Source organism: Dactylosporangium sp. NPDC048998 (genome assembly GCF_043197855.1).
Lineage (GTDB): Bacteria > Actinomycetota > Actinomycetes > Mycobacteriales > Micromonosporaceae > Dactylosporangium.
Map to the genome: position 1 here is coordinate 205,024 of NZ_JBICTV010000011.1, position 26,238 is coordinate 231,261.

Below are 26,238 nucleotides of genomic sequence, written 5' to 3' on the forward strand. Positions count from 1 at the left end.
GTAGCGAACCGGAAACCGGACTTCACCGGACATTCGGCCGATCCCTGGTGTTGATCCGAGGATTCCGGCGGGCCGGTCAGCGCTCGCCGGTGAGATATCGCTGCACCGTGGGCCCCACATGGTCGACCAGCGTCTCGGCCGTCATGGCGGCGACCGGTGGGATGCGCAGGATGTGCCGGCACATGGCCAGGCCGAGCATCTGGGTGGCGAGCAGCCCCGCGCGCCGCTGCGCCTCCGGCTCGTCGCCGCCGGCCATCCGCACCACGATCGGCAGGATCTGTTCGCGGAAGATGCCGCGCACCCGCTCGGCGGCGGTCTCGTCGGTGGCGGCCGAACGCAGCAGGGTCAGCAGCACGTCGCCGCCCGGGTCCTCCTCCCAGCGGTGCAGGAAGTGCCGCACCAACTCGGCGCCGAGCCGCTCGGGCGGCAGGCCGGCGAGGTCGGGCATCCGCAGGTCGACGTCGACGGCGGCGGCGAAGAGCTGGGCCTTGTTGCCGTAGTACCGCATGACCATCGACGGGTCGATCGCGGCGTCGGCGGCGATCGCCCGGATCGTCGCCCGCTGGTAGCCGTCCTGCGCAAACCTCGCCCGCGCCGCGCGCAGGATGGCGGCCCGGGTGGCGTCGGAGCGCCGCGGCGCCTCGGAGGACATGCCCACAACTGTAGGCCAACACTCGTTGACGACCCCGCGCGGTGGGGGGCAGGTCAGCGGGCCCGCGGGTGTGCCGTCGCGTAGACCTCGCGCAGCCGGTCGACCGTGACCAGGGTGTACACCTGCGTCGTGGTCACCGAGGCGTGCCCGAGCAGCTCCTGCACGACCCGGATGTCGGCGCCGCCGTCGAGCAGGTGCGTGGCGAAGGAGTGCCGCAGCGTGTGCGGCGAGACGCCGGCCGGCCCGTCGACCGCCAGGCCGGCCCGGTGCGCGGCCTTGCGCAGGATCGTCCAGGCGCTCTGCCGCGACAGCGCGCCCCCGCGGGCGTTGAGGAACACGGTGGGCACGCCGGTGCCGTTGGCGGCCAGCGACGGGCGGCCGCGGACCAGGTAGGAGTCCAGGGCCGTGCGCGCGTAGTTGCCCATCGGCACCAGCCGGGTCTTGCCGCCCTTGCCGCGCAGCACAGCCATGCCGGGCCGGGCGTCGAGGTCGAGGTCGTCGACGACGATGCCGACCGCCTCGGAGATGCGGGCGCCGGTGCCGTAGAGAAACTCCAGCAGTGCCGCGTCGCGCAGGTCCAGCGGCCCGGCGGCCTGCAGCGACACGGCGAGCAGCCGCGACACCTGGTCGACGTCGAGCGCCTTGGGCAGCCGCTTGGGCAGCGACGGCGGCTTCACCTCGCGCGACGGGTCGGTCGGCACCAGCCCCTCCAGCAGCGCGAAGCGGTGCAGGCCGCGCACGGCGCTGGCGGCGCGGGCGGCCGAGGAGGCCGACAGCGGCGGGCCGTCGCCGCCGGCCGTGCGCAGCGCCGCGACGTGGCCGGCGATGTCGCGCGCGGCCACGTCGGACAGGCGGTCGATCCCGGCCGCGACCAGCCACTCGACGTAGCGTTCGAGGTCGCGGCGGTACGAGGCGAGCGTGTTCGCCGCGAGGGCGCGCTCGACGGTCAGGTGGTCCAGGTAGGCGTCGACGACGCGGCGCAGCTGCGCGCCCGAACTCCCGCCGTCGACGTCCACCATGGAGTTCTATGCCAGGACGTCTTCCAGGGCAACGTGGCTCATCCCGTGCGCGTCCGCGACTGGGCCGTAGGTGACCTGGCCGTCGTGCGTGTTGAGCCCGAGCGCGAGCGCCGGGTCGCGGCGCAGGGCGTCGCGCCAGCCGCGGTTGGCCAGCTCCAGCGCGTAGGGCAGGGTCACGTTGGTCAGCGCGTACGTGCTGGTGTGCGGCACGGCACCGGGCATGTTCGCCACGCAGTAGAAGATCGAGTCGTGCACCCGGTAGGTCGGCTCGGCGTGCGTGGTCGGGCGCGAGTCCTCGAAGCAGCCACCCTGGTCGATGGAGATGTCGACCAGCACGCTGCCCGGCTTCATGCGCTTGACCAGGTCGTTGCTGATGAGCTTCGGCGCCTTCGCGCCCGGCACCAGCACGGCGCCGATGACGAGGTCGGCGTCGAGCACGGCCCGCTCGATCTCGTAGCCGTTGGACGCGACCGTCTGCAGGTGCCCCTGGTAGATCGCGTCCGCGCCGCGCAGCCGGGAGATGTTCTTGTCCAGCAGCAGCACCTCGGCCTGCATGCCCAGCGCGATCGCGGCCGCGTTGAGCCCGGAGACGCCGGCGCCGATGACGACGACCTTCGACGCGTACACGCCGGACACGCCGCCCAGCAGCACGCCGCGCCCGCCGCCGGCCCGCATCAGGTGGTACGCGCCGACCTGCGGGGCCAGCCGCCCGGCGACCTCGGACATCGGGGCGAGCAGCGGCAGCGACCGGTCGGGCAGCTCCACGGTCTCGTAGGCGATGCCGGTGACCTTGCGGTCGACGAGTGCCTGGGTGCAGTCGCGGGACGCGGCCAGGTGCAGGTAGGTGAAGAGGACCTGCCCGGGGCGCATGCGGTCGTACTCCTCGGCGACGGGCTCCTTGACCTTCAGCACCAGGTCGCCCTCGGCCCAGGTGTCGTCGGCGGTCGGCAGGATGGCGGCGCCGGCCTCGCGGAACTCCTGGTCGGTGATCGACGATCCCTCGCCGGCGCCGGTCTCGACGAAGACCTCGTGCCCGTTCGCGGCGAGCTCGTGGACGCCTGCGGGTGTGATCGCCACGCGGTACTCGTGGTTCTTGACCTCGCGCGGAATTGCGACCTTCACGTTGGGACCCCTCCTCCACTCAGCGCACCGTTACGCTGTGTGTATACGCGGGAGTTTATGGCCCGTGAGCAGCGCGCGCGGGCTGCACAGTGTGAACTCCTCCGTGGACGGATTGACACAGTGTCGCCCGAGGCGCTGATCTATGCTGTGCGGCCATGACCGTCTACGGCGGGCCGCGGCCCACGCCGCCCGCACCGAAGCCCGACAAGGTGCTGCTCGCCGCGTCCGGCTTCCTGGTGCTGGCGCTCGTCGCCGGCATCGTCTTCGGCGTGCAGGCCTTCATGTCGGACTCGCCGAACGGCACCAGCGCCGCCGAGCAGGCCGAGCAGCGCAGCGACGCTCCGTCACAGCCGGCCCCGTCGGACGCGCCGTCCTCGGCTCCGCCCCCGCCGTCGCCCACCCTGTCGCCGACCCCGCCGAAGGCGGCCCTGCTGGCCGCGAAGCCCACCCTGATGCGCCCCGACCACTCCGGCCTGTGCCTGCAGGCCAACCCGGGCGACGGCGGCAACGCCTCCCAGCAGCCCTGCGACGGCAACAACCGGACCATGCTGTGGGTACCTCAGGCGATGAACGGCAGCCAGGACACGTTCGAGTTCATCAACGCCGCCGACAACCGCTGCCTGGACGTCAACGGCGCGTCGAAGGACAACGGCGCAGAACTCGTCATCTGGGACTGCCACGGCGGGGCCAACCAGCTGTGGCGGCCGGTCCGCGACGGCGACGGATACCGCCTCGTGAGCCTCAACAGCGGCCGCTGCATCGGCATCGACTCCGGCAACCCGGCGCCCGGTGCCGTGGCCCGGCAGTGGGACTGCGACGGCTCGACCAACCAGCGCTGGCAGTTCCAGCAGCTGTAAGGCTAGCGCGTCGCGCCGCGGGCGTCAGGCGCCGAGCGCGGGTCCGCGGGGTGTCACCGCAGGCGCATCGGGAAGAATGCTCAGCATGAACAACTGCCCGTGTGGACTCGGCGAACCGTACGACGACTGCTGCGGCAAGTACCACCGCGGCGCCGAACCGCCGAGCGCCGAGCTGCTCATGCGGGCCCGCTACGCGGCGTACGTGGTGGGCGACCGCAAGTTTCTGCTGCGCACCTGGCACGAGAAGACCCGGCCGCGGGCGCTCACCCTCGAAGAGGGCCAGAACTGGCAGGGGCTGACCATCCTGGACCGCGAGGGCGGCGGCCTGTTCGACACCGAGGGGGTCGTGGAGTTCCGCGCCCGGTACGTCGCCGACGGCCGCCCGGGCACGATGCACGACCGCAGCCGCTTCGTGAAGGTCGACGGCGCCTGGCGCTACCTTGACGAGGTCTCCTGACGGGTGCGCCACTCGCGGTCGAGGATCGCGTAGATGTACTGGTCGCCGAACTCGCCCTTGAACAGCTCGTCCTCGACGAAGTGCGCCTCGCGGCGCATGCCCAGCCGCGACAGCAGCCGCCACGAGGGCTCGTTGCGGGTGTCGCAGGCGCCGTAGACGCGGTGCAGGCCGAGGCCCTCGAAGCCCAGCCGGAGCATCGCCTCGGCCGCCTCGCGGGCGTAGCCCTTGCCCTGGAACGCCGGGTGCATCACGAAGCCGAGCTCGCCCTGCCGGTGCACCCGGCTGGCCCACTTGAGCACGACCTGCCCGATCACGCGCCTGTCGAGGTCCATGGCCAGCACCAGCCACTGGCCCTCCTCGGTGATCGCGTCCTGGGCCATGCGCCGGCGTAGCGACTCGCGGGTCTCCTCGGGCGTGTGGACCTCCCAGTAGAGGTACCGGACCACCTCGGGGTCGCCGGTCAGGGCGTGCAGGTCGTCGAGGTCGCGCTCGGCGAAGGGGCGAAGCGTGAGCCGCTCGGTCAGGATGGGGTACTCGGGTCGAAGCACCCGACGATGCTAGTCCGGCACCGCGCTGCTCAGCCGCACAATTGTGCCGGCCTCGCCGGTGGTCACGGTGACGTCGTCGACGAGGTGCCGGGCCAGCCACAGCCCGCGCCCGCTGATGGCGTGGCTGGGCGGCAGCGCCTGGCCGTTGAGCCGCTCGGGCGGTATGCCGGTGCCGTGGTCGGTGACCTCGCACACCACAACGCCACCGGCCGCCCACAGCCGCAGCGTGCCCCCGCCGCCCGCGTGCCGCACGGCGTTGGTGACGATCTCGTTCACGGCGAGGACGAAGTCCTCCAGCCGCGACCCGCTCAGCCCGGCGGCCGAGGCGCCCTCGCTCACGGCGTGGCGCACCGTGGTGATCTGCGCAACGCCGAACTGCTCGACCAGCAGCGCCGTCGTCTGAACGGCTTCAGCCACGGTGTCACCTTTCCGCTGCGTCTCGCCTCGCTGAGAGTACCCCCAGCCGGTGGCGAGCCGACGTCAAGTCACCCGTGAGGTGCAAATTGCATTCCGCGCCCCGCATGCTAGGCGGATGGATGACGACCTGCGGGTGACGGACGACATCGCCCTGCCGCGCACGGAGCTGGCGTGGCGCTTCAGCCGCTCCGGCGGCCCCGGCGGCCAGTCCGTCAACACCACCGACTCGCGGGTCGAGCTGCGCTTCGACCTGGCCGCGACCGGCGCGCTGCCCGAGCCGCTCAAGGCCCGGGCGCTGGAGCGCCTGGCCAGCCGGCTGGTCGACGGGGTGCTGTCGGTCGTGGTCTCGGAGCACCGCTCGCAGCTGCAGAACCGCCGGGCCGCCGAGGAGCGCCTGGCCGCGACCATCGCCCTCGCGATCGCCCCGCCGCCGAGGCCGCGGAAGCGGACGAAACCGTCGAAGGGGGCGGTGGAGCGCCGCCTGACGGACAAGCGCCGCACGGCGCTACGCAAACAGGAACGCCGCCGTCCCAGCGAATAGCCCCGATCTCGTGCAAAATCCGACACCGGCTACTGGATGGACACCGCGCCCCGCGACAGCGCCGGCCGGCCACTGCGGCCGTGGAGCTCGGCCGCCGCCGACGGCGACGTGCTCGGGGCCGGCACCCGGTTCACCATCCTGCGCTGCGGCACCGCCGAGGTCGCGGCCGAGGTGTGCGCGAAGCTCAAGGCCCCGACCTGGACGATCGTCGACGAGTTCACCCCGGGCCTGGGCGGCAAGCGGCACGTCGACGTGTACATCGGCGAGGAGACCGGCCCGGACTTCACCGACTCGGACCTCTACACGACGCTGGTGAACGCCACGCTGTCGGCGATCCGGCCATAATGACGGACATGAAGGTGATCGTGTTCGGGGCGACCGGCATGGTCGGCCAGGGCGCACTGCGCGAGTGCCTGCTGGCCGCCGACGTCGACGAGGTCCTGGTCGTGACCCGCGCGCCGACGGGCGTGACGCATCCGAAGCTGCGCGAGGTCCGCCACGGCGACTTCACCGACTTCGCCGGCGTGGACTTCGCGGGGTACGACGCCTGCTTCTTCTGCCTCGGCGTGAGCTCGGTCGGCATGAGCGAGGCCGACTACCGCCGCATCACGTACGACTTCACCCTCGCCGCCGCCCGGCGGATGGCCGAGCAGCGGCCCGGCATGGTGTTCGTCTACGTCTCGGGCGCCGGCACGGACACGGACGGCCGCCAGATGTGGGCCCGGGTCAAGGGCCAGACCGAGGACGCCGTCGCCGCGCTGGACCTGCGCGTGTACGCGTTCCGCCCCGGCTTCATCAGGCCCGAGCACGGCGCCCGCTCGAAGGTCCGCCTCTACAACGTGATGTACACCGCGCTCAGCCCGCTGTCGTGGCTGCTCGTCCGCTTCGTCCCGGGCATCGCGACGAGCACGTCGCAGCTGGGCCGGGCCATGCTCGAGGTCGCCCGCACGACCCCGCCGCGACGGGTGTGGACGTCCCGCGACATCGCCGCCGCTGAGGTCAACCACTACCCAAGCTGACCGTCCTGGGCCAGGCGCGCACCGAGGTGTGTGACGCGTGTGACCACAGGTGTGTCTTCTCCACCGCCGTTTACCTGGTGTTAGGCTGGACTCCCGTGGATCGCTGACTCGGCAGCGTGACGAACCCCACGGGAGCAGGCTTTGTCCTCATCAGCACGGACCGGTGCGAGCCGGCAGGCTAAGCACATCTTCGTCACCGGGGGCGTCGCCTCCTCACTCGGCAAGGGCCTGACCGGCTCGAGCCTGGGCAGCCTGCTCAGCGCCCGCGGACTGCGGGTCGTCATGCAGAAGCTCGACCCCTACCTCAACGTCGACCCCGGAACGATGAACCCGTTCCAGCACGGTGAGGTGTTCGTCACCGAAGACGGCGCCGAGACCGACCTCGACATCGGGCACTACGAGCGGTTCCTCGACCAGGACCTGTCGCGCAACGCCAACGTGACGACCGGCCAGATCTATTCGGCGGTGATCGCCAAGGAGCGGCGCGGGGAGTATCTCGGCGACACCGTCCAGGTGATCCCGCACGTCACCAACGAGATCAAGGCCCGGATCCGGGCGATGTCCGCCCCCGACGCCGACGGCGTGGCGCCCGACGTGGTCATCACCGAGGTCGGCGGCACGGTCGGCGACATCGAGTCGCTGCCGTTCCTGGAGGCGATCCGCCAGGTGCGTCACGACATCGGCCGGGACAACTGCTTCTTCCTGCACGTGTCGCTGGTGCCCTACCTGGCGCCCAGCGGCGAGCTGAAGACGAAGCCGACCCAGCACTCGGTGGCCGCGCTGCGCAGCATCGGCATCCAGCCCGACGCGCTGGTCTGCCGCTCGGACCGGGAGATCCCCGACAAGACCAAGAACAAGCTGGCCCTGTACTGCGACGTCGACGCCGAGGCCGTTGTGTCCGCGCCCGACGCCCCGTCCATCTACGACATCCCGCGGGTGCTGCACGAGGAGGGCCTCGACGCCTACGTCGTGCGCCGCCTGGGCCTGTCGTTCCGCGACGTCGCGTGGAAGAAGTGGGACGACCTGCTCGACCGGGTGCACCACCCGCGGCAGAAGGTCACGGTCGCGATCGTCGGCAAGTACGTCGACCTGCCCGACGCCTACCTGTCGGTCACCGAGGCCGTGCGCGCCGCCGGCTTCGCGCACCGGGCCCGGGTCGAGATCCGCTGGGTGCCCAGCGACGCCTGCACGACCCCGGCCGGGGCGGCGCAGGCCCTCGCGGGCGTCGACGGCGTGGTGATCCCGGGCGGCTTCGGCGTGCGGGGCATCGAGGGCAAGATCGGCGCGGCGCAGTACACCCGCGAGCGCAGCATCCCCACCCTCGGCCTGTGCCTGGGCCTGCAGTGCATGACGATCGAGGTGCTCCGCCACGTCGCCGGCATCGCCGGGGCCAACTCGCTGGAGTTCGACGCCGACGCCCCCGACCCGGTCATCGCCACGATGGCCGACCAGGAGGACATCGTCGCGGGCAAGGGCGACCTGGGCGGCACGATGCGGCTGGGCGCCTACCCGGCCGTGCTCGTGCCGGGCTCGCTCACCGCCGACGCCTACGGCGAGACCGAGGTCTCCGAGCGCCACCGCCACCGCTACGAGGTCAACAACGCCTACCGCGACGCGATGGTCCGCGCCGGCCTGAACATCTCGGGCACGTCGCCGGACGGCCGGCTCGTCGAGTTCGTCGAGCTCGACCGCGAGCAGCACCCGTTCTTCGTGGCCACCCAGGCGCACCCCGAGCTCAAGAGCCGCCCGACCCGCGCCCACCCGCTCTTCGCCGCGTTCGTCGGCGCCGCCGTCGCCTACAACGCCGCCGACCGCCTGCCGGTCGAGCTGGAGACGGTCGACGCATGACGGCCTATGACGTGCGCTCGCACACCGAGCGGCTGCGCAACCGGGTGTTCTCCATCGTTACCGACGCCATCGAGATGCCCGGCGGCGAGGTCGTCGATCGCGACTACATGGTGCACGTCGGCGCCGTCGGGGTCGTGGCGCTGGACGCGGACGGGCGGGTCGCGCTCGTGCGGCAGTACCGCCCGGCGGTCCGCCAGGTCCTGTGGGAGCTGCCCGCCGGCCTCATCGACGTGCCGGGCGAGTCGCTGGTCGGCGCCGCCGCCCGGGAGCTCGCCGAGGAGGCCGACCTGGTCGCGGCCCGCTGGGACCTGCTGGCCGAGGTCCACACCAGCCCGGGCTGCTCCAACGAGCGCATCCGGCTGTTCCTGGCCCGGGAGATCGCGCCGGTACCGCAGGAGGAGCGCCACGAGCGCACCCACGAGGAGGCCGACCTCGAGCTGCACTGGATCGATCTCGACCAGGCCGTGACGATGGCCCTGTCCGGCGAGATCACCAACGCGGCCTGTGTCATCGGCGTCCTCGGCGCCGCGCAGTCGCGGGCCCGTGACTGGGCGACGCTGCGCCCGGCCACCGACGCCACGTGAGTCCGCAGGAGCTCGCCGAGGCCTGCGCCGCCAAGCTCTATGCCGAGGACACCGCGTCGCGGTCCCTGGGCATCGGGATCGACGGCGTGGGCCCCGGCCGGGCCACGGCCACCATGACGGTGACCGAGCGGATGCTCAACGGCCACGCGATCGGCCACGGCGGATACGTCTTCCTGCTCGCCGACACCGCGTTCGCGTTCGCCTGCAACACTTACGGCCGCGTCACGGTGGCCGCGGGCGCCGACGTGACGTTTCTGGAGCCGGTGCGCGACGGCGACGAGCTGACCGCCACGGCGGTGGAGCGCACCCGCCGCGGCCGCTCGGGCCTCTACGACGTCACGGTACGCCGCGCCGACGGCACGGTACTGGCCGAGTTCCGCGGCCGCTCACGCACCCTGGACGCCTCGATCCTGAACCCCTGACCGGGTCCGCACGGGCCCGAGCGCCGGTCAGCTCTCCAGGGCCGCCTCGGGCACGCGCGGGGCGGGCTGGCTGCGGTCGTCGGCGTGGTCGAGCACGCGCAGGCAGGACAGCACGACCAGGGGCAGCGCCGTGGCCAGGGCGGCGCCGAGCACGTTGAACGACACGCCCTCGACGAGGCCGGCCAGCAGGCTCGCGACCACCAGGCCGGACAGCGCGCCGCGGACCGGCGGGAAGACGCCGAGCAGCCGGCGCAGGCCGCCCCAGGCGCGCAGCAGGACGAAGGTGGCGTACACCAGGGATCCCAGCACCAGCACGGTCAGCGGGCTGGTGACGGTGGTGACCACGTCGGCCTCGCCGATGCGGCGCGCGAGGAACCCGGCGGTGCCGTCCTGGGTGCGCACCAGCAGCCGCCCGACGCTGCTGCGCTGCTCCTCGGGCCGGAACAGGTCGAGCACGGCGAAGCCCGCGGTGACGAACAGCGCGGCGCCGGCCGCCCACAGCAGGCGGGTGACGGTGAGCCAGCCGCCCACGGCCATCGCCGCGGCCACGCACACGCCGGCGGTGAGCGCGACCGCGCCGGAGGCGTCGGCGCCGAGGTACGGGCTGCCGATCACCACCATCCCGACCGCGCCGATGACGGCCATGACGAACGGGCGCCAGCGCCGCTCGAAGCGCTGGGCCATGGCCGCGCCGCCGAGCAGCGCGCCGGCGACGAGCAGGCCGAGGCCGATGACGCCCACGCCGGCGTAGCGGCCGCCGACCACGGCGGAATACCCGGCGACGCCGTTGAGCTGCAGCCGCGAGCCGGTGAGCACGTCGAAGGCGACGGCGAGGGCGGCGATCGTGGCGACGCCGCCGAGCGGCGCGATCGCCCGGCTGCGGGCGGTGAGGAACGCGATGGCGAAGGTGGCGACGGCGAGGACGGCGAGGGTCACGCCGCCGAAGCCGAGGCCGGGCCGGGCCCAGCGCCACCACGGCAGCAGGTCGGCGACGAGCGCCGCCGGCACGGCCAGGCAGGCGGCGATGAGCAGCACCTCGGCGGCGCGCACGATCGGCCGCGGCACGGGCCGGTGGGTCAGCGGCCCGGCCGGGCGCCGGGCCCGGCGCAGCAGCGGCACGACCGCGACGAACAGCAGGAGCTCGGCGACGACGAGGGTGGTGAAGAAGTTCGTGCCGACCCGGCGCTGGACGCTGGCCTCACGGTCGGCGTCGGCGAGCCGGCTGATGGCCGCGGCGACGTCGGACGGGCGGCCGCTGTTGCTGGTGGAGGCGGCGCTGCCGGAGAAGAGCTTGCCGGGCACCGGCCGGTCCAGCGCCGCGAGCGCGGTCGGGGCGAGGTCGACGACCTGCACGTACCCGGGCCGCGACGTCGACGGCGAGGTGAGCCAGCCGCCGGTGAACCCGGGGCCCTGCGCGATCGCCACGTGTAGCCGGCTGGTGGCGTCGAGGTCGGACAGGCCGGCGAGCACGACGACCGAGCGCTCGGGGCGGGCGGCGAGGATCGAGGCGAGCGCGGCGTCGGCGCGGCGGGCGTCCGCGGCCCGGGCCACCGGGTCGTCGCCGGCGATCTGGCCGAGGTCGATCAGCGTCAGCGCGCAGGCGGAGAGCAGGCCGTCGTTGAGGTTTTCGGAGTAGCGGTCGATGCGGCCGTACGGGCGGGCAGCGGCCAGCGCCGCGCCCGGCCCGATCGCGGTGGTGCACCGCACGCCCTCGGCGAGCGCGCCCGGCTGGGCGCCCCAGTGCAGGCCGCGGTTGCGCGCGACGATGTCGCCCTGGTCGGGCAGCGAGGCGCTCGAGTTGTTCAGGTCGATCGGCACGCTCAGCCCGGGGCACGTCGGTGTCACGGCACCGGGCGTGTAGATCGCGAAGTTGCCTGACCCGAGCGTCAGCCAGCCGTCGCCCGCGCAGGTGATACGCCGAGCGGAGCGCACCGACAGTGCCCCGATCGCGCCGCCCTGGGCCATCTGCCACATGGCCGGGGTGTCGGCGGCGGTGATGTCGTCCCAGCGCAGCCCGGCGACGCCGACGATCAGCACGTAGTCGGCGGTGGGCGCGGCGGGCGCCGCGGCCGGGCGCGGGACCAGCGCGACGAGCCCGAGGAGGCCGGCGAGCAGTGCCAGCAGGGCGGGGGTGAGCCGATGCAGCGGTTGCCGCATCAGCCCTCCCCGCGGGCGCGCAGCTGCGCGTACACCGCCTCGACCTGCTCGACGGTGTCCTGTTCGGTCGGCCAGGTGGCGGCCTGCACCAGCCCCAGCCGGCCGAGCTCCGCGCGGGCGGCCGGGTCGTCGAGCAGGCCGAGCACGGCGTCGTGCACGGCGTCGACGTCGTGCGGCCCGACGAGCCGCGCGGCCTGGCCGACGAGCTCGGGGACGCCCCCGACGGCGGTGGACACCAGCGGTACACCCGCGGCGAGGGTCTCCTGGATGAACAGCGGCTGGCCCTCCCAGACGCTGGTCGCCACGACGAGGTCGGCCGCGGCGAGCAGGTCGGGCACGTCGTCGCGGTTGCCCAGCAGGTGCACCGGGGCCTGCTCGACGGAGATGCGCTGGGCCAGCGACATGTACGACGGCCCGCTGCCGGCGATCGCGACGAACGGCTCGGGCTCGCGGTCGCGCCAGCGCGCGGCGGCGGACACGAGCGTCTCGAAGCCCTTCTGCGGGTGCAGGCGGCCCACGGCGAGCACCAGCGGCTGCTCCGGCTCCGCGCCGAGCTCCTCGCGGACCTGGTCGCGGCCGCGGGCCACGGGCCGCGGCACGGGCGCGGGCACCTTGGCCAGGCGCACGTCGCGGGCGCCGAGCTCGCGCGCGCGGGCCACGAGGTCGCCGGAGACGGCGAGGGTGACGTCGGCGGCGCGGGCGACCCGCCGCTCGAGGGGGTGGTAGAGCTTGGCCCGCAGGCCGGTGGCGAGCACCAGGTTGTGCCAGGTGACGACGAGCGGGGTGCCGGACGGCCGGGCGAGCGCGGCGACGAGCCCGGCGCGCAGGCTGTGCGCGTGGATCACGTCGGCGCCGCGCACCGAGCGGCGCAGGGCGCGCACCGCGAGCACGTCGCCCGGCTGCGGGCTGGCCGGGATCTCCACCGGCACGAACCGCGCGCCGCGCGCCGCGAAGCCGAACTGCTCCTCGGTCGCCGCCGGCCCGTGCACGCTGACCTCGTGGCCGCGCGCGACCAGACCCTCGGCGAGCATGCCGACGTGCCGGCCGATGCCGCCCGTGCTCGACGCCAGGACCAACGCGATGCGGGCGCCCACCTACCCGTCCCTTCTTCCTCGGATCGGCCTGCCTCCGATCGATCTGGCTCCGACCAATCGCCACAGGGTCCGCCGGTCCGCGACCGCCGCCCCGGCGAGGAACACCGCCGCCACCACGACTCCGCACAGCATGCCCTGCGTGAGGGCCCCGGCCACACCCGGGGTTGTCAGATGTGCCCGCACGAACAGCCCGGCGCCGACCGCGGCCGCGGCGGAAACGACCGAGATGGATGCGGTACGCCAGGTGCCGGCCAGCGCCTCGGACCCGGCCCGGCTCCGCACCGCGACCAGCAGCGCCGCCCCCAGCACCAGCATGCCCAACGAGTTCGCCGCGGCGACGGCGGCCACCCGGTCGGCGACGGGCAGCGCTACGGCCAGGAACACCGAGGCGGCCGCGGCGGCCGCCCAGCCGATCGCGGTGGCGACCGCGGCCGGGTAGGCGTTGCCGCCGGCGTACAGGGCCCGCGACAGCAGGGCGAACAGGCCGTAGCCGAGCAGGCCGGGCGCGAACCAGGCGATCCCGGCGGCGAGCGGCCCGATCGCCGGCGGGTGCGAGGAGGCGGCGTTCAGCAGCACCGCGATCGGCCGGGCGAGCACGATCAGCCCGGCCGCACCGAGGCAGCTGAGCAGCACGACCGCCCGCACCGCGGGCGCGAGCGCGGCGGCGAAGCGGGCCCGGTCGCCGGCGTAGCCGTGCTCGGCCAGCGCCGGGTAGGTCGTGGTGGCCACCGGCACCGCGAGCACCGCCCACGGCAGCAGGAACATCGTCTGGGCGAGGCCGTAGACGACGATGACGCCCTTGTCGTGCCCGTAGCTGACCAGCCGGATGGCGAGCCCGAACACCAGCTGCTGGGTGCCGACGGTGACGATCCCGGCGATCGCGAGGGGCTTGAGCGTGGCGATCGCGCCGACGTCGAGGCGCGTCGTGGGCCGGATGTGCAGCCCGAGGCGGCTCACGGGCAGGACCAGGCACAGCGAGAGGACCGCGACCGCGAGCGTCGTGCCGCCGGACAGGAGCAGCAGGTGGCCGCCGGAGGCGCCGCCGAGCGCGGCCTCGCTCCCGGCCAGTGCGCCGAACGCGATGTAGACGCCGATCACCGTGAGGCTCGACAGCAGCGGCGCGATGACCGGCCAGGCGAAGCGGCGGTACGTCTGCAGCGCCCCCGCCAGCACGATCCCCACCCCGTACAGCGGCAGCTGCGGCGCGAACACCCGCAGCATGGCCGCGCCGGTGTCGACGACCTGCGGGCCCTGCCCGGCCGCGAGTAGCTCGACGAGCGGGTGGGCGAGCAGCGCGACCAGCACGGCGATCGGCGTGAGCAGCAGGACCACCCAGGTGAGCAGCGCGCCCACGGTCCGCCCGACGGTCTCGCGGTCCTTGCCGGCCAGCAGCGGCACGACGAGGCTGGCCAGGGCCCCGCCGGCGACGAGCTCGAAGATGATGTTGGGAACGTTGTTCGCCGCCTGGTAGGCGCTGCCGAGGCCGGTGGCACCGACCGTCGCATTGAACACCACAATGCGGGCAAATCCGGCAATCCTGCTCAGCATGGTGAGGCCCGCGACGAGTGCCGCCGCGCCGAAGATCCGGCGTCCCGTCACCCGCGCGGATACGGGGACGGCTTACGCGGCTTCGACTCCGCCGGCTTTCCGGACATTTCCGAGTTGTTCGAGTCTTCCTGTCGCCGTCCCCACTGGTCGACCGCGTTGAGCACCGGATGGCCCTCGATGACCCGGGTGAAGCTCACCTTCTCGCTCGCCGCGGTCAGCGCGACGATCCCGGCCAGGGCCGCGAGCCGCCCGAACGTGCCGGCGCGGGCCGTGTAGGCGGTGCCGAGCAGCGCGCCCAGCGCGTTGGCCCCGGCGTCGCCGAGCATGATCCGCTCGTCGAGGTCGGCCGGCAGCAGCGCGCCGGCCGCGCCGAGCGGGCCGGACGCTCCCAGCGGGGTCCCGGCCGCGAGCCCGGCCTTCAGGGCCCGGCCGGGGCGCAGGTCGAGCAGGTTGAACAGGTTCGCCGCGCCGGCGATGACCCCGGCGCCGAGCAGCACGTCGATCCCGCGCTTGCGGGGCAGCAGCGCGGCGGCGGCCAGCCCGGCGGCGCCGACCCCCGCGATCTTCACCAGGCCGCTGGTCACCCGGCCCTGCCGCAGCGCGCCGAGGTGCCCGCGGAAGCCCTTGGCCGCGTGCTCGGGCCGCCCGCCGACGAGGTCGTCGTAGAGCCCGACGGCCCCGGCGCCGAGGCCGGCGATCGCGTTCGCCGCGGCGTGCTCGGGCCGGTGCACGATCGCGCCGGCGGTGGCGCCGAGGGCGAGCGCCGGGCCGCCGGCGAGCGAGACGGTGCGCCCGCGGAAGTTGGTGCGCTCCAGCGCGGGGTTGTCCTGCAGGGCGCGCAGCGCGGCGCGGGCGACGCCGCCGCCGACCGGGCCGGCGAGCGCGCCGCCGATAAACCTCAGCACGCGGCTACGAGCCATTGGTCACGCTCGCGTTCTTGGGCAGCAGGCTGCTGGCGCCGTCGCCGATGCCGTAGTGGCCGGTCTTGCCGCCGAGCCGCTCGACGAGGGCCATGACCACGGCGACCTGCCCGTTTGCGGTGACCGCGTTGTCGACGGTGGAGATGGAGCGGGCGATGGAGGCGTCGCCGCGTACCGACGACACCAGGCCGTTGGCCGACAGCCCGGCCACGACGACCCGCCCGGCCAGGTCGAACCGGCTGGCCAGGGTGAGGGCGGCGGCGTTGCGGTCCTTGGCGTCCTTGCCGGTGGCGGGCGCCCCGGCGACGATCACGACCGCCTCGGCGGGCGCCTTGAAGTCGCCGTCGAGCCCGATGAACCCGGCCGACTCGTACGTGCTGAGCACGGTGCGCGCGCCCTCGACCTGCGGCGTGCCGGTCTTGCCGACGAGCACGGCGGCGAGCAGCGCGGCCGAGGTGTCCACGCCGTTGGCCTGGTTTGGCAGGGCGCCGCTGACGCCGGCCGGGGCGGAGGACTCGGCGAGGTCGAGCAGCATCGCGTTGCTGGCGGCGGCGGTGAACTTCTCCTTGACGGTGACGGTGCCGACGACCTTGGCGCCCGCGGTGCCGAGCATGGTGGCCACGCCGTCGGTGGCGGTGCCCACGTCGCTGCTGTCGCTGCCGTCGAGCCTGATGAGCAGCACGTTCTTGTTCGGCAGCTTGTTGGTCAGCAGCATCGGCGCGATCTCGGCGGCGAAGTCGGCGTTCTTCTTCAGCTCCGCCCGGGACTGCTCGAGGTCGTCGCGCAGCTGCTGCTTCTCGTCGGTGATCTTGCTGACCTGCTCGTTGAGGTTCTCGGCGAGCGGCCCGTTCGCCGCCGCGGTCCCGACGACGAGGCCGATGGCCAGCGCCAGGAACACGGCGGCCAGCGACACCACGTGGTACCGGAAGTTGATCACAGGAAATGCGGCCCGTCTAGGAGAACAGCGTGAAGATCAGGTTGTCCCACCACTCGGCGATGACGCCGAGATAGGCCCGGCCGATCGTGGTGACCGCGAGCGCGGCGGCCATCGCGGCGATCGCCGAGGCGAGCAGCAGAATCAGCGACGAACCGGAGAGGCTCTGCCGGTAGAGCCGGCTGACGCCTTTGGCGTCGACGAGCTTGCCGCCGAGCTTGAGCCGGGTCAGGAACGTGGAGGCCATGCCGCCGCGGCCCTTGTCGAGAAACTCGATGAGCGTGTTGTGGGTGCCGACCGCCACCAGGAGGGACGCGCCCTTCTCGTCGGCCAGCAGCATCGCGATGTCCTCGCTGGTCGCCGCGGCCGGGAAGGTGATCGCCTCGACGCCGAGCCGCTGCACGCGGGCCAGGCCCGGCGCGCGCCCGTCGGGGTAGGCGTGCACGACGATCTCGGCGCCGCAGCGCAGCACGTCGTCGCTGACCGAGTCCATGTCACCGATGATCATGTCCGGGGTGTACCCCGCCTCGACCAGCGCGTCGGCCCCGCCGTCGACGCCGATGAGGACCGGCTTGTACTCCCGGATGTAGGGCCGCAGCACGTCGATGTCGGCCTTGTAGTCGTACCCGCGCACCACGATCAGGCAGTGCCGCCCGGCGATCTGGGTCTGCACCTCGGGCACGCCGACGCCGTCGAGCAGCAGGCCGCGCTCCTGCTTGAGGTACTCCATCGTGTTGGCGGCGAACGCCTCCATCTGCACCGACAGGCCCTCGCGGGCATCGGCCATCGCCTCGGCGACCGAGTCGGCGTCCTGCCGCACGCCCTTGGCGACGGCGTCGTCGCCGACATACACGCTGTCACCCTCGATGCGCACCGAGTCGCCCTCGCGGAGCCGGTCGAACAGCTCCTCGCCCAGGTCGTCGACGAGCGGGATGCCGGCCTTGATCAACCCCTCGGGCCCGAGGTTCGGATACCGCCCGGACACCGACGGCTTGGCGTTGAGCACCGCCGCCACGCCCGACGCGGCCAGCGAGTCGGCCGCCACCCGGTCGAGGTCCATGTGGTCGATGACCGCGATGTCCCCCGGCCGCAGCCGCCCCACCAGGCGCTTCGTCCGCCGATCGAGCCGCACGACGCCAGCGATGACACCCGGCTCGGCGGGCCGGGTGCGGCGCAAGGTTGGAAGTCGCATCAGCACCATCCTGGCATGGACCGTCGCCGAAAGCCGCGCGACATGTCCACGACCAGGTGGAACGCCCCATTTCACGTTTCGGCGTGACGCCGGTCACCCTCGATAGCTCACGCACGGTGTCGCGCACCCGACACTATGGAGGCGTATTTACGACGCCCGGCGGTGCCTCACATCAGCGCAAGGGTCCATCGTGAGGAGTCGCCTGATGGAAACATTGTCGTCGATCCGCCTGACCCGCGTGCCCAACCTCGCCGGACAGACCCCGGCCGAGGCGACCGCCGCACTACGCGCCGCCGGACTCGAGCTCGGAGTGATCCGCGAGATCGGCCCGGCCGGCACCATGATCGTGCTCGAGCAGTCCACCCTGGCCCTGACCGTCGCCCCCGTCGGCACGAAGGTCAACCTGCTGGTCGGCCGGCGCTGAGTAGCGCCGCACCAGCTCCGCCGCGACCAGCAGCGCGCCGGCCCCCGCATAGGCGAACAACAGCGCCTTCCAGGGGCTACCCCCGAAGGAGAGCCCGCACATGTACCCGATGAGTCCGGCCATCGAGGCCCAGAGGCTCACCCCCAGCGCCGTCCAGGCCTGAAAGCGCACCGCCGGGTATCCGACCACCCCGGCGGCCAGCGCGGACGCGGACCGCCCGCCGGGCAGGTACCGCGCGAACACCAGCACCTGCGCCCCGCGGCTGTGCAGCGTCCGCCGCGCCCACTCGTACGCGGCCAGCCCGCGCGACTTCCCCCGCAGCCGGCGCAGCACCCCGGCCCCGGCCCGCACCCCGATCCGGTACGACACCACGTCCCCGGCGAACGCCCCCGACGCGGCGGCCAGGACGACAAGCGCGATGTGCGGCTCCCCGGTGGTCCCGGCCAGCACCGAGACCGCGATCAACGTGGACTCACTCGGCGAGAGCGGCACGATCGCATCGAGCCCGGCCACGAGGAACACCACGAGCAACACCCACGGCGACCCCGCAACCGCATCCACCACACTCGAAACGTAGGGCGGCCGCTCAAACGCCCAGTAACGACGAGACTGCGGAACGACTACCGCCGACGAAGCAACTATCGGCCCCGCTCCCGGAGGGGACCTACGCCTTCTCCCGATCCGCCACCGACAGCAGCTCCTCCGCGTGCGCGATCCCGAGGTCGGAGTCGGGCAGCCCGGCGAGCATCCGGGCCAGCTCCCGGGCCCGCTCCGTGTGCTCCACCACCCGCACCCCGCTCGTCGTCACGGCGCCGCCGGTGTCCTTGGCCACCACCAGGTGCCGGTCCGCGAACGCCGCCACCTGCGGCAGGTGCGTCACGACGAGCACCTGGTGGTCGCGCGCGAGCCGGGCCAGCCGCTTGCCGATCTCCACCGCCGCGGTCCCGCCGACCCCGGCGTCGACCTCGTCGAACACGAGCGTCGGCGGCCCGCCGACCCCGGCGAACACCACCTCGATCGCGAGCATGACCCGCGACAGCTCGCCGCCCGAGGCGCCCTTCTGCAACGGCTGCGCCGGCGCCCCCGGGTGCGGCAGCAGCCGGATCTCGATGTCGTCGGCCCCGTCGGGCCCGACTCCGCTGTCCGCGCCGGACGGCGTCGGGATGGTCGGCCCGCTCCCGGCCGGCTTCGGCACGACGACGACCTCGATCCGCGCATGCGGCATCGCCAGCCCCGCGAGCTCGACGGTGACGTCGGCGGCGAACCGCACGGCGGCCTCGCGGCGGGCCGCGGACAGCGTGGTCGCGAGCTCGGCGACCTCGCCGTGCAGCCGCTTGCGCTCCCGGTCGAGCTCCTCCAGCAGCTCGTCGGACGTGTCAAGCTCGGCGAGGCGGGTGCGGGCGTGCTCCGCCCAGGCGACGACCCCGTCGACGTCCTCGGCGTATTTGCGGGTGAGCGCCCGCAGCGCGGCCCGCCGCTCGTACACCTCCTGCAGCCGGCCCGGGTCGGCGTCGAGCGAGGCGAGATAGGTGCCCAGCTCGGTGGACACGTCGCCGGCGAGCGTGGCGACCTCGTCGAGGCGCGCGGCGAGCTCGCCGAGGACCCGGTCGACGCCGGACTGCGCCTCGAGGGTGCGCCGGGCGGTCGCGATCAGGCTGAGCACGTCGGCCACGTCGTCGCCCTCGCCGGTGCCGGCCAGCGCCACGTGCGCCAGCTGCGCGGCCGAGCGCAGGCCCTCGACGTGCTCGAGGCGCTGGGCCTCCTCGCGCAGCAGCTCGTCCTCGCCGGGCTGCGGGTCGACGCGGCTGATCTCGTCGAGGCCGAGCCGCAGCAGCTCGGCCTCCTGGGTGCGCTGGCGGGCGTTGGCGCGCCGGTCGGCGAGGTCGTCCTCGACCGCCCGCCAGCGCCCGTACAGCTCGGCGAACTGACCGAGGAGCTTCTCGTGCTCGGGCCCGGCATAGCGGTCGAGCGCGGCCCGCTGCTCGGCCGGGCGTAGCAGGCGTAGCTGGTCGGACTGGCCGTGCAGGGCGAACACCCGCTCGCCGACCTCCGACAGCAGCGACACCGGGACGGTGCGCCCGCCGACGTGGGCGCGGGAGCGGCCCTCGGCGGTCAGCGTGCGGCTCATCAGCAGCGTGCCGTCGTCGTCGACCTCCGCGCCCGCGTCCGCGATGCGGCTCTCCACGGCGGCCCGCACGTGCCTGGGCAGCGTCAACCGGCCGTCGACGGTGGCGCGCCCCGGGTCGGCGCGCACCCGGCCCGCGTCGGCGCGCCCGCCGAACAGCAGATTGAGGCTCGTCACGACCATGGTCTTGCCCGCGCCGGTCTCGCCCGTGATGACGGTCAGGCCCGGGCCCAGGGGCAGGGTGGCGTCTTCGATCACGCCCAGTCCGGTAATGCGGAGTTCCTCCAGCACGTGAGGAACACTAGCCGCGGGGTACGACAGTTCTCCACTCAGCCATGCCGTTTGTTGTGCCGCCACCCCTCGACCGGGAGACCGAACTTCGCCACGAGACGATCGGTGAACGGCCGCTCACGCAGGCGCACGACGCGGACCGGGAGGGATCCCCGGCGTACCGTCACCGTGGAGCCCGGGGCGAGGTCCATGACCCGCCGGCCGTCGCACGACAGCAGCGCGAAGCTGGTGAACGGCTCGACGTTGATCGTGATCGTCGCCGACGGGGCGATCACCAGGGGCCGGCTGAACAGCGCGTGCGCCGAGATCGGCACCAGCAGCAGGGCCTCCAGCTCCGGCCACACGACCGGCCCGCCGGCCGAGAAGGCGTAGGCCGTCGACCCGGTCGGCGTGGCGCACACCACGCCGTCGCACCCGTATCGCGACAGCGGCCGCCCGTCGACCTCGACGAGCAGCTCGAGCATCTTCTCCCGGGCGCCCTTCTCCACGGTGGCCTCGTTGAGCGCCCACGAGGTGCCGACCAGCCGCCCGTCGTGCTCGGCGGTGACGTCGACCGTGAGCCGCTCGTCGACCGTGTACGTGCCCTCGACGATCTCCCGGACCGCCTTGTCGACATCGCCGATCTCGGCCTCGGCGAGGAAGCCGACCTTGCCGAGGTTGATGCCGAGCAGCGGGGCCTTCGCCGGCCGGGCGAGTTCCGCGGCGCGCAGCAGCGTGCCGTCGCCGCCGAGGGCGAACACGATCTCGACGCCCTGCGCCGCCGCCTCGCCGCTGACCGGCACCGCCCGCGGGATGTCCAGCTGCGCGGCCTCGTCGGCGAGGACCCGCACCGTGAAGCCGTTGTCGAGCAGGTCCGCCGCCACCGTGCGAGCATGGTCATTGTTGCTGGCCTTGCCCGTGTGCGTGACGAGCAGCGCCTCACGTACGCTCACGCCGAGACCTCCGCTTCGCTCCGGCCGCGGCGCGAGTTGCACCTGCATCCCCGGTGAGCGGCCACTGCGCCCAGTCTGGCTCGATGAGGCTTCGCGGTGAGCGACCCAGACCAGGCGCCGCTTCGCTCCGTACCGCTCACGCCACAACCCCTTCCACCACGTCGTTCACCGCGGCCGGATCCACCGCAGGGGCGTCGCGCCGCAGCCACAGGAAGAATTCCACGTTCCCCTGCGGCCCCGGCAGCGGGCTGCGCGCCACGCCGGCCACGCCCAGGCCGAGCTCCGCGGCCGAGGCGGCGACGTCGAGCACCGCCGCGGCGCGCAGCTGCGGCGAGCGCACCACCCCGCGGTCGCCGAGCGCCTCGCGCCCCACCTCGAACTGCGGCTTCACCATCGGCACCAGGTCGCCGCCCGGGGTCGTGCAGGCCGCCAGCGCGGGCAGCACCAGCCGCAGCGAGATGAATGAGAGATCCGCCACGGTCAACTCGCACGCGCCGCCGATCTGCTCGGGCGTCAGCGTGCGCACGTTCGTCCGCTCGATGACCTGCACCCGCGGGTCCGTCCGCAGCGACCAGGCGATCTGCCCGTACCCCACGTCGACCGCCGCGACCTCCGCCGCGCCCCGGCGCAGCAGCACGTCGGTGAACCCGCCGGTCGAGGCACCCGCGTCGAGGCAGCGTCGCCCCGCGACCGGCAGCGCGCCGAACGCGTCCAGCGCCCCCGCCAGCTTGTGCCCGCCCCGCGACACGTAATCGTCCGTCGCCGATTCCAGCACCCGCACCGGGTCTGCCGGGTCGATCTGGGCCGCGGCCTTGCCCGCGGTGGTGCCCCGCACCTCCACGCGGCCCGCGGCGATCAGCGCCGCCGCCTGCTCGCGGGAGCGGGCCAGCCCGCGGCGCACCAGCTCAGCGTCGAGTCGGTTCCGGCGCGCCATCTGCCAGCAGCTCCTGAATGCTCAGCGTTCCTCGATCGTGCTCAGCGTCTCCTGCAGCGTTCGGTGCGCGTCGGCGTACACCCCGACCTGTTGCCGCAGCGGAAGCGACGCTACCTCGCCCAGCGCCGCAACCGCCGCCTCGACGCGGCCGACCACCGCCGCGCCGGGCGGGCCCGGCACAGCGCCCGGCCCGGGCACCGGCCCCGGACGGGGGCCTTCACCAGGCACGGGGCCGGGAACCGGGGCCGTCATGACGCGGCCTTACGGGGCCTGCGCGTGGTCTTCTTCACGGGCAGCTTGTCCGAGACAGGCCCGACCTCCGAGGCCGCCGCGACGGTCTCGATGGCGGCCTTCGCCGCGGCCTTCTTCGCCGGCGCCCGCCGCGCCGGGGCCGCCTTGGCCGGAGCCGCAGCCTTCGCCGGAGCCGCTGCCTTGGCCGGAGCCTTCGCCGGAGCCTTCGCCGGGGCGGCCGTCTCGGCCGGCGCCGCGACCTTCTTCGCCACCGTCTTCTTCGCCACCCTCTTCGCGGGCGCGGTCTTCGCCGCCGGCGCCGCCGGGGCCTCCTCGATCTCCTCGGCACCCACCGGCGGCGCGGGCTCGGGCACCGGCGCGACCGCGCGCACGGTCGCCTCCTTCAGCTGCGCCTCGAGCTCGTGCACGCGGGAGGTGAGCGCCGACACCTCGTCCGCGGTCGCCAGGCCGACGGCGCCGAGCGCCCGATCCAGCTCGTACCGCACCAGCTTCGTCAGCGCCTCACGGTTCGCCGAGCCCGCCTTGAGCAGGTCCTCGGCCATCGTCTGCAGCTGCTCGGCGGTCGCGCCGCTCTTACCCACCAGGCGCCGGACCGTCTTGGTCGCCTTCTTCGTGGTGGCCTCGGTCATGCCGTAGGCGAGTTCCAAATACGCTCGCCATGCTTCCTGCGCCATATTGCGTCTCTCCTCCAAGTGGTGTACGCCATCACGCTACCGGGCGAGCCGCGACGCCGTACGGTACCGTCACATTCCACAGAACCGCAGAACAACGGAGATTCACGCGATGGCAACGGTTGACGAGTGTCGGGCCGCACTGCAGAAGCTGGCAGAGCGACTTGCGGCCAACGCCGCCGAGGCACGGGAGAAGCTGGACTTCGACCGCTCCCTCGCCTGCCGCGTCACCGATCTCGAAGTGGCGTTCCACGGCCGGCTCAAGGACGGCCAGATCATCGACCTCCAGGACGGCGACGACCCCCGCGCCAAGATCAAGCTGACCTCGTCGAGCGACGACCTGGTCTCCCTGGTCAACGGCGGGCTCCACGTCATGTCGGCGTGGACGAGCGGCCGCATCAAGATCGAGGCCGGCGTGCTGGACATGTTGAAGCTCCGCAAGCTCCTGTAGAGCCCGCGCGACCGCCTCAGCGCGACCGCGGCGACGATGTCGCCGCACCGCGCATGGTCTCGTCTCAGGCCAGCTTCAGCCACTTCAGCGCGGCCTGCGCGGCCTCGTCCGCCGCGACGACCGGCCGCACCTCGCCCGCCGCCCACGCGACCTGGCACAGCGCCGTCAGGGCGTCGACCGGGCGTCCGTCGCCCGCGAGCTCCCACCGTCCGTCACGGTCCGTGACCTGCCATTGCCCCTCCCGCGGTACCGCCTGAGCCGCCTCGAAAAGCCCGCGCAGGTCCTCCGCCACGAACGTCGGCCGGCGCTCGACCGGCGCCGCGAGCAGCTCGGCGGCGTCGGAGACCCCGGTCAGCACGAGCAGGCTGTCCATCCCCGCCCGGTACGCGCCCTCGATGTCCGTGTCCAGCCGGTCCCCGACGACGATCGGCCGCTGCGCACCCCGCTCCCGCGCCGCCTCCAGGAACAGCCCCGGGTCCGGCTTGCCGACGATCGTGTCCGGCTGGCGCCCCAGCGCCGTTGCGAGCGCCACGACCAGCGACCCGTTGCCCGGCAGCGGCCCGCGCGGCGACGGCAGCGTCTTGTCGGCGTTGGTCGCGATCCAGGCCGCGCCACCGCGGATCGCCACGGCGGCGTCGCCGAGGTCGCGCATGCGCACCTCCGGCCCGTACCCCTGCACGACGACCCGCGCCTGCTCCGCCTCGGTCACTGGCGTCAGCCCGACCGCGGCGACCTCCTCGCGCAGCGCCGGCGCCCCGAGCACGAGCACCGGCGTCCCGGCCGGGAACCGCTCCGCCATCAGCAGCGCGGTGGCGTGCGCCGAGGTGACGACCTCACGCGGCTCGGCGGGAATGCCGATCCGGGTGAGCAGCGCGGCCACGTCGCCCGGCAGCCGCGAGGCGTTGTTCGTGGCGTACGCGCTGGGGATACCCCGCTCGCGTAGCCTCGCGCACGCCTCCGCCGCCCCCGGGATGACCTGATCGACGAGGTACAACACCCCGTCAAGATCGAAGATCACCAGGTCGTAGTGACCGACCAGGTCGCCGCCGTCCTCCTCCGGACCGGCCCCGCTCACGCCGTACCCGTCCCGTCGCGGCCTCCGGCCTGCGTCGTCTCGTCCCGTGTGGTCACCGGCTCAGTGTCGCCGTGGTCCCCGTCCCGCTCGTCGTCACCCACGGCCCCGTCCGGATCGGCTCCCTGGCCGGTCCCGTCTTCACGGTCCCCGCCGTCTTCGTCCTCGCGGTCCTCGTCGCCTTCACGGTCGCCGTCGTGGACGTCGGCGTCCCCGTCGCGCTCGTCGTCGTAGTCGTCGTCATCGTCTACGTCGTCATCGTCGTCGTCGAGGTCGTCGTCCTCGTCGTCCTCGTCGTCGTACTCATCGTCGTCGTAGTCGTCTTCGTCGTCGTAGTCGTCGCGGTCATCGTCCTCGTCGTCATCGTCGTCTACGTCATCGTCGTCTACGTCATCGTCGTCGCGGTCGTCTTCGTCGCGGTCGTCATCCTCGTCGTCTACGTCGTCGTCCTCGTCGTCCGTGGCCCGGCCGGCCGGTTCGTCCCGGCCGTCCTGCTCGTCGGACTCCTCGTCCGTGTCCCCGTCGAGCGTGATCCCGTCGAGCTCGAGCAGCCGCTCCGCCGCGTCGGTGCGCAGGTCCTCGTCCAGGTCCGCGGCCCGGGCGAACCACTCCCGCGCCTCTTCCCGCCGCCCGGCCCGCAGCAGCGCATCGGCGTACGCGTACCGCAGCCGCGCGGCCCAGGGCGCCTCCGGCGCCGACGTGAGCTCCCGCACCTGCAGCATCGCGACGGCCGCGTCGTGCTGCCCCATGTCCCCGCGGGCCCCCGCGGCGACCATGAGCAGCTCCACGATCTCCTCGGCCGACAGCCGCTCCCGGTCCGCGGTCCGGAACAGGTCGATCGCCTTCTCCGGCCGCCCGAGCGCCCGCTCGCAGTCCGCGATGACCGCGATGTGCGTCTGCCGCCCGGTCATCCGGTGGTACGTCCGCAGCTCCCCGAGCGCCGTCTGCCACTCCCCGGCGTGGTACGCCGCGAGCCCCGCCGCCTCGCGCACCACCGCGATCCGGGACGCCTTCCGCCGCGCCACGAGCGCATGCGCGAGCGCCAGCTCGGGGTCGTCGTCGATCAGCTGCCCCGCCGCGACGAGCCGGCGACCGACCTCCTCGGCCACGGGCCGCGCGAGCGAGCTCAGCTCCGCCCGAACCTCCCGGTCGAGCTCCGAGGCGTCGATGTCGTCCGCGAGCACCGGGTCGGCGACCCGGCTGACCGTCTCCTCGCCCGCTTCTTCGCTGCTGACGAACCCGGGGTCGCTCGTGCGCGGCCGGTACCCGCCGGCGTCGCTGCGCCGCAGCCCCTCGCCGCGCTGGAACCCGCCGGCGCGCCCGCCGGAGTCCCGGTCCCGGAACCCACCGGGGCGCGTGTCCCCGTCACGGTCCCGATACCCGGGCCGATTCCCGCCCCGATCGCGGAACCCACCGTCGCGGTCGCGCCCACCACCATCGCGGTCGCGGTCACGGTCGCGGTACCCGGACGGCCGGTCCCCACGAGGCCCGCCATCGCGGTCCCGGAACCCACCGCCGGCCCGCTCACCACGGAACCCGCCCGGCCGATCCCCACGAGGCCCACCGTCACGATCCCGATAAGGCCGATCCCCACGCCCGCCGCCATCACGATCACGGAAGCCCGACGGCCGATCCCCACGCGGCGCACCGTCGCGGTCGCGGAAGCCCGACGGCCGATCCCCACGCGGCGCACCGTCGCGGTCGCGGAAGCCCGACGGCCGATCCCCACGCGGCGCACCGTCGCGGTCGCGGAAG

Annotated in this window: 28 protein-coding genes and 1 pseudogene; 10 read left to right on the plus strand and 19 right to left on the minus strand. The window is 73.7% G+C overall.

What is annotated here, in order from left to right; all coding sequences use genetic code 11:
* Window positions 1-76: 76 nt before the first annotated feature.
* The 3 genes from ACGFI8_RS25655 to ald are packed head-to-tail and all read right to left on the minus strand — an operon-like array spanning window position 77 to window position 2,793.
* On the minus strand, window positions 77-652 hold the full coding sequence (locus tag ACGFI8_RS25655; protein WP_392808611.1) for a TetR family transcriptional regulator: 576 nt from the start codon (window positions 650-652) through the stop codon (window positions 77-79).
* A gap of 53 nt (window positions 653-705) precedes the next feature.
* Window positions 706-1,671, minus strand: coding sequence for a site-specific tyrosine recombinase XerD (locus ACGFI8_RS25660; RefSeq protein WP_392808613.1), 966 nt, complete (start codon window positions 1,669-1,671; stop codon window positions 706-708).
* A 6-nt stretch (window positions 1,672-1,677) separates the two neighbouring features.
* Window positions 1,678-2,793, minus strand: coding sequence for an alanine dehydrogenase (gene ald, locus ACGFI8_RS25665; protein WP_392808615.1), 1,116 nt, complete (start codon window positions 2,791-2,793; stop codon window positions 1,678-1,680).
* Window positions 2,794-2,948: 155 nt separating this feature from the next.
* Between ald and ACGFI8_RS25670 the strand changes: the two genes are divergently transcribed.
* Complete coding sequence (locus ACGFI8_RS25670; RefSeq protein WP_392808617.1) at window positions 2,949-3,650, plus strand: RICIN domain-containing protein; 702 nt, start codon at window positions 2,949-2,951, stop codon at window positions 3,648-3,650.
* Between the two features lie 85 nt (window positions 3,651-3,735).
* The gene (locus tag ACGFI8_RS25675; protein ID WP_392808619.1) at window positions 3,736-4,107 is read left to right on the plus strand and encodes a YchJ family protein; all 372 of its coding nucleotides are present in this window, start codon (window positions 3,736-3,738) and stop codon (window positions 4,105-4,107) included.
* Here the strand turns inward: ACGFI8_RS25675 and ACGFI8_RS25680 are convergent.
* The gene (locus ACGFI8_RS25680) at window positions 4,086-4,655 is read right to left on the minus strand and encodes a GNAT family N-acetyltransferase (protein WP_392808621.1); all 570 of its coding nucleotides are present in this window, start codon (window positions 4,653-4,655) and stop codon (window positions 4,086-4,088) included. The two genes, ACGFI8_RS25675 and ACGFI8_RS25680, sit on opposite strands and share 22 nt — an antisense overlap.
* 9 nt (window positions 4,656-4,664) lie before the next feature.
* The gene (locus ACGFI8_RS25685; RefSeq protein WP_392808623.1) at window positions 4,665-5,072 is read right to left on the minus strand and encodes an ATP-binding protein; all 408 of its coding nucleotides are present in this window, start codon (window positions 5,070-5,072) and stop codon (window positions 4,665-4,667) included.
* 115 nt (window positions 5,073-5,187) lie between these two features.
* Here ACGFI8_RS25685 and arfB point away from each other — a divergent pair, with 115 nt between their 5' ends.
* From arfB to paaI, 6 genes are all read left to right on the plus strand, one after another.
* Entirely contained in the window at window positions 5,188-5,613 is a 426-nt protein-coding gene (arfB, locus tag ACGFI8_RS25690) for an alternative ribosome rescue aminoacyl-tRNA hydrolase ArfB (RefSeq protein ID WP_392808625.1), read from the plus strand.
* A gap of 36 nt (window positions 5,614-5,649) precedes the next feature.
* Complete coding sequence (locus ACGFI8_RS25695) at window positions 5,650-5,958, plus strand: hypothetical protein (protein ID WP_392808626.1); 309 nt, start codon at window positions 5,650-5,652, stop codon at window positions 5,956-5,958.
* Between the two features lie 8 nt (window positions 5,959-5,966).
* On the plus strand, window positions 5,967-6,632 hold the full coding sequence (locus ACGFI8_RS25700; protein ID WP_392808628.1) for an NAD-dependent epimerase/dehydratase family protein: 666 nt from the start codon (window positions 5,967-5,969) through the stop codon (window positions 6,630-6,632).
* 141 nt (window positions 6,633-6,773) lie between these two features.
* Window positions 6,774-8,480 (plus strand): CTP synthase, encoded by a 1,707-nt coding sequence (locus tag ACGFI8_RS25705; RefSeq protein ID WP_392808629.1) that lies wholly within the window; start codon window positions 6,774-6,776, stop codon window positions 8,478-8,480.
* The gene (locus tag ACGFI8_RS25710) at window positions 8,477-9,064 is read left to right on the plus strand and encodes an NUDIX domain-containing protein (protein WP_392808630.1); all 588 of its coding nucleotides are present in this window, start codon (window positions 8,477-8,479) and stop codon (window positions 9,062-9,064) included. Before ACGFI8_RS25705 ends, ACGFI8_RS25710 begins: the two co-directional genes overlap by 4 nt.
* Window positions 9,061-9,486 carry a hydroxyphenylacetyl-CoA thioesterase PaaI gene (paaI, locus tag ACGFI8_RS25715; RefSeq protein WP_392808632.1) on the plus strand — a complete coding sequence of 142 codons (426 nt, stop codon included), beginning with the start codon at window positions 9,061-9,063 and terminating at the stop codon, window positions 9,484-9,486. The genes ACGFI8_RS25710 and paaI overlap by 4 nt, the downstream gene beginning before the upstream one ends.
* A 27-nt stretch (window positions 9,487-9,513) precedes the next feature.
* Here paaI and ACGFI8_RS25720 read toward each other — a convergent pair whose 3' ends face one another.
* From ACGFI8_RS25720 to steA, 6 genes are read right to left on the minus strand one after another with little or no spacing between them, the layout of a single operon-like run.
* Complete coding sequence (locus ACGFI8_RS25720) at window positions 9,514-11,643, minus strand: hypothetical protein (RefSeq protein ID WP_392808634.1); 2,130 nt, start codon at window positions 11,641-11,643, stop codon at window positions 9,514-9,516.
* Window positions 11,643-12,737 carry a glycosyltransferase family 4 protein gene (locus ACGFI8_RS25725; RefSeq protein WP_392808635.1) on the minus strand — a complete coding sequence of 365 codons (1,095 nt, stop codon included), beginning with the start codon at window positions 12,735-12,737 and terminating at the stop codon, window positions 11,643-11,645. Before ACGFI8_RS25725 ends, ACGFI8_RS25720 begins: the two co-directional genes overlap by 1 nt.
* Window positions 12,738-14,336: a murein biosynthesis integral membrane protein MurJ gene (gene murJ / locus ACGFI8_RS25730; protein ID WP_392808636.1), complete on the minus strand. Its 1,599-nt coding sequence runs from the start codon at window positions 14,334-14,336 to the stop codon at window positions 12,738-12,740. It lies immediately after the preceding gene.
* On the minus strand, window positions 14,333-15,187 hold the full coding sequence (locus ACGFI8_RS25735) for a hypothetical protein (protein ID WP_392808671.1): 855 nt from the start codon (window positions 15,185-15,187) through the stop codon (window positions 14,333-14,335). The genes murJ and ACGFI8_RS25735 overlap by 4 nt, the downstream gene beginning before the upstream one ends.
* Window positions 15,188-15,194: 7 nt before the next feature.
* On the minus strand, window positions 15,195-16,142 hold the full coding sequence (locus tag ACGFI8_RS25740) for a copper transporter (RefSeq protein ID WP_392808637.1): 948 nt from the start codon (window positions 16,140-16,142) through the stop codon (window positions 15,195-15,197).
* Between the two features lie 16 nt (window positions 16,143-16,158).
* On the minus strand, window positions 16,159-17,331 hold the full coding sequence (gene steA, locus ACGFI8_RS25745; RefSeq protein WP_392808640.1) for a putative cytokinetic ring protein SteA: 1,173 nt from the start codon (window positions 17,329-17,331) through the stop codon (window positions 16,159-16,161).
* A gap of 205 nt (window positions 17,332-17,536) precedes the next feature.
* On the opposite strand from steA, the gene ACGFI8_RS25750 reads away from it, so the two are divergent.
* Entirely contained in the window at window positions 17,537-17,755 is a 219-nt protein-coding gene (locus ACGFI8_RS25750; protein WP_392808642.1) for a PASTA domain-containing protein, read from the plus strand.
* Window positions 17,756-17,869: 114 nt separating this feature from the next.
* Here ACGFI8_RS25750 and ACGFI8_RS25755 read toward each other — a convergent pair.
* The 6 genes and pseudogenes from ACGFI8_RS25755 to ACGFI8_RS25780 all read right to left on the minus strand — a co-directional run.
* A pseudogene (locus ACGFI8_RS25755) lies at window positions 17,870-18,319 on the minus strand (DedA family protein); the annotation flags it as partial.
* Window positions 18,320-18,419: 100 nt separating this feature from the next.
* Entirely contained in the window at window positions 18,420-20,171 is a 1,752-nt protein-coding gene (gene recN / locus ACGFI8_RS25760; RefSeq protein WP_392808644.1) for a DNA repair protein RecN, read from the minus strand.
* A 38-nt stretch (window positions 20,172-20,209) separates the two neighbouring features.
* A complete protein-coding gene (locus ACGFI8_RS25765) occupies window positions 20,210-21,151 on the minus strand; it encodes an NAD kinase (RefSeq protein ID WP_392808645.1) in 942 nt (313 codons plus the stop codon).
* 88 nt (window positions 21,152-21,239) lie between these two features.
* Entirely contained in the window at window positions 21,240-22,037 is a 798-nt protein-coding gene (locus ACGFI8_RS25770) for a TlyA family RNA methyltransferase (RefSeq protein WP_392808648.1), read from the minus strand.
* 21 nt (window positions 22,038-22,058) lie between these two features.
* Window positions 22,059-22,289, minus strand: coding sequence for a hypothetical protein (locus tag ACGFI8_RS25775; RefSeq protein WP_392808650.1), 231 nt, complete (start codon window positions 22,287-22,289; stop codon window positions 22,059-22,061).
* Entirely contained in the window at window positions 22,286-22,963 is a 678-nt protein-coding gene (locus ACGFI8_RS25780) for a hypothetical protein (RefSeq protein ID WP_392808652.1), read from the minus strand. The genes ACGFI8_RS25775 and ACGFI8_RS25780 overlap by 4 nt, the downstream gene beginning before the upstream one ends.
* A gap of 109 nt (window positions 22,964-23,072) precedes the next feature.
* Between ACGFI8_RS25780 and ACGFI8_RS25785 the strand changes: the two genes are divergently transcribed.
* Window positions 23,073-23,411, plus strand: a complete 339-nt coding sequence (locus tag ACGFI8_RS25785; protein WP_392808654.1) for an SCP2 sterol-binding domain-containing protein — start codon at window positions 23,073-23,075, stop codon at window positions 23,409-23,411.
* Between the two features lie 64 nt (window positions 23,412-23,475).
* On the opposite strand, the gene ACGFI8_RS25790 is transcribed toward ACGFI8_RS25785, so the two are convergent.
* Both ACGFI8_RS25790 and ACGFI8_RS25795 read right to left on the minus strand, forming a co-directional pair.
* A complete protein-coding gene (locus tag ACGFI8_RS25790) occupies window positions 23,476-24,486 on the minus strand; it encodes an HAD-IIA family hydrolase (protein WP_392808655.1) in 1,011 nt (336 codons plus the stop codon).
* Window positions 24,483-26,238, minus strand: a 1,756-nt coding sequence (locus ACGFI8_RS25795) for a tetratricopeptide repeat protein (RefSeq protein WP_392808656.1), incomplete at its 5' end; no start/stop codon positions are given. The genes ACGFI8_RS25790 and ACGFI8_RS25795, both read right to left, overlap by 4 nt.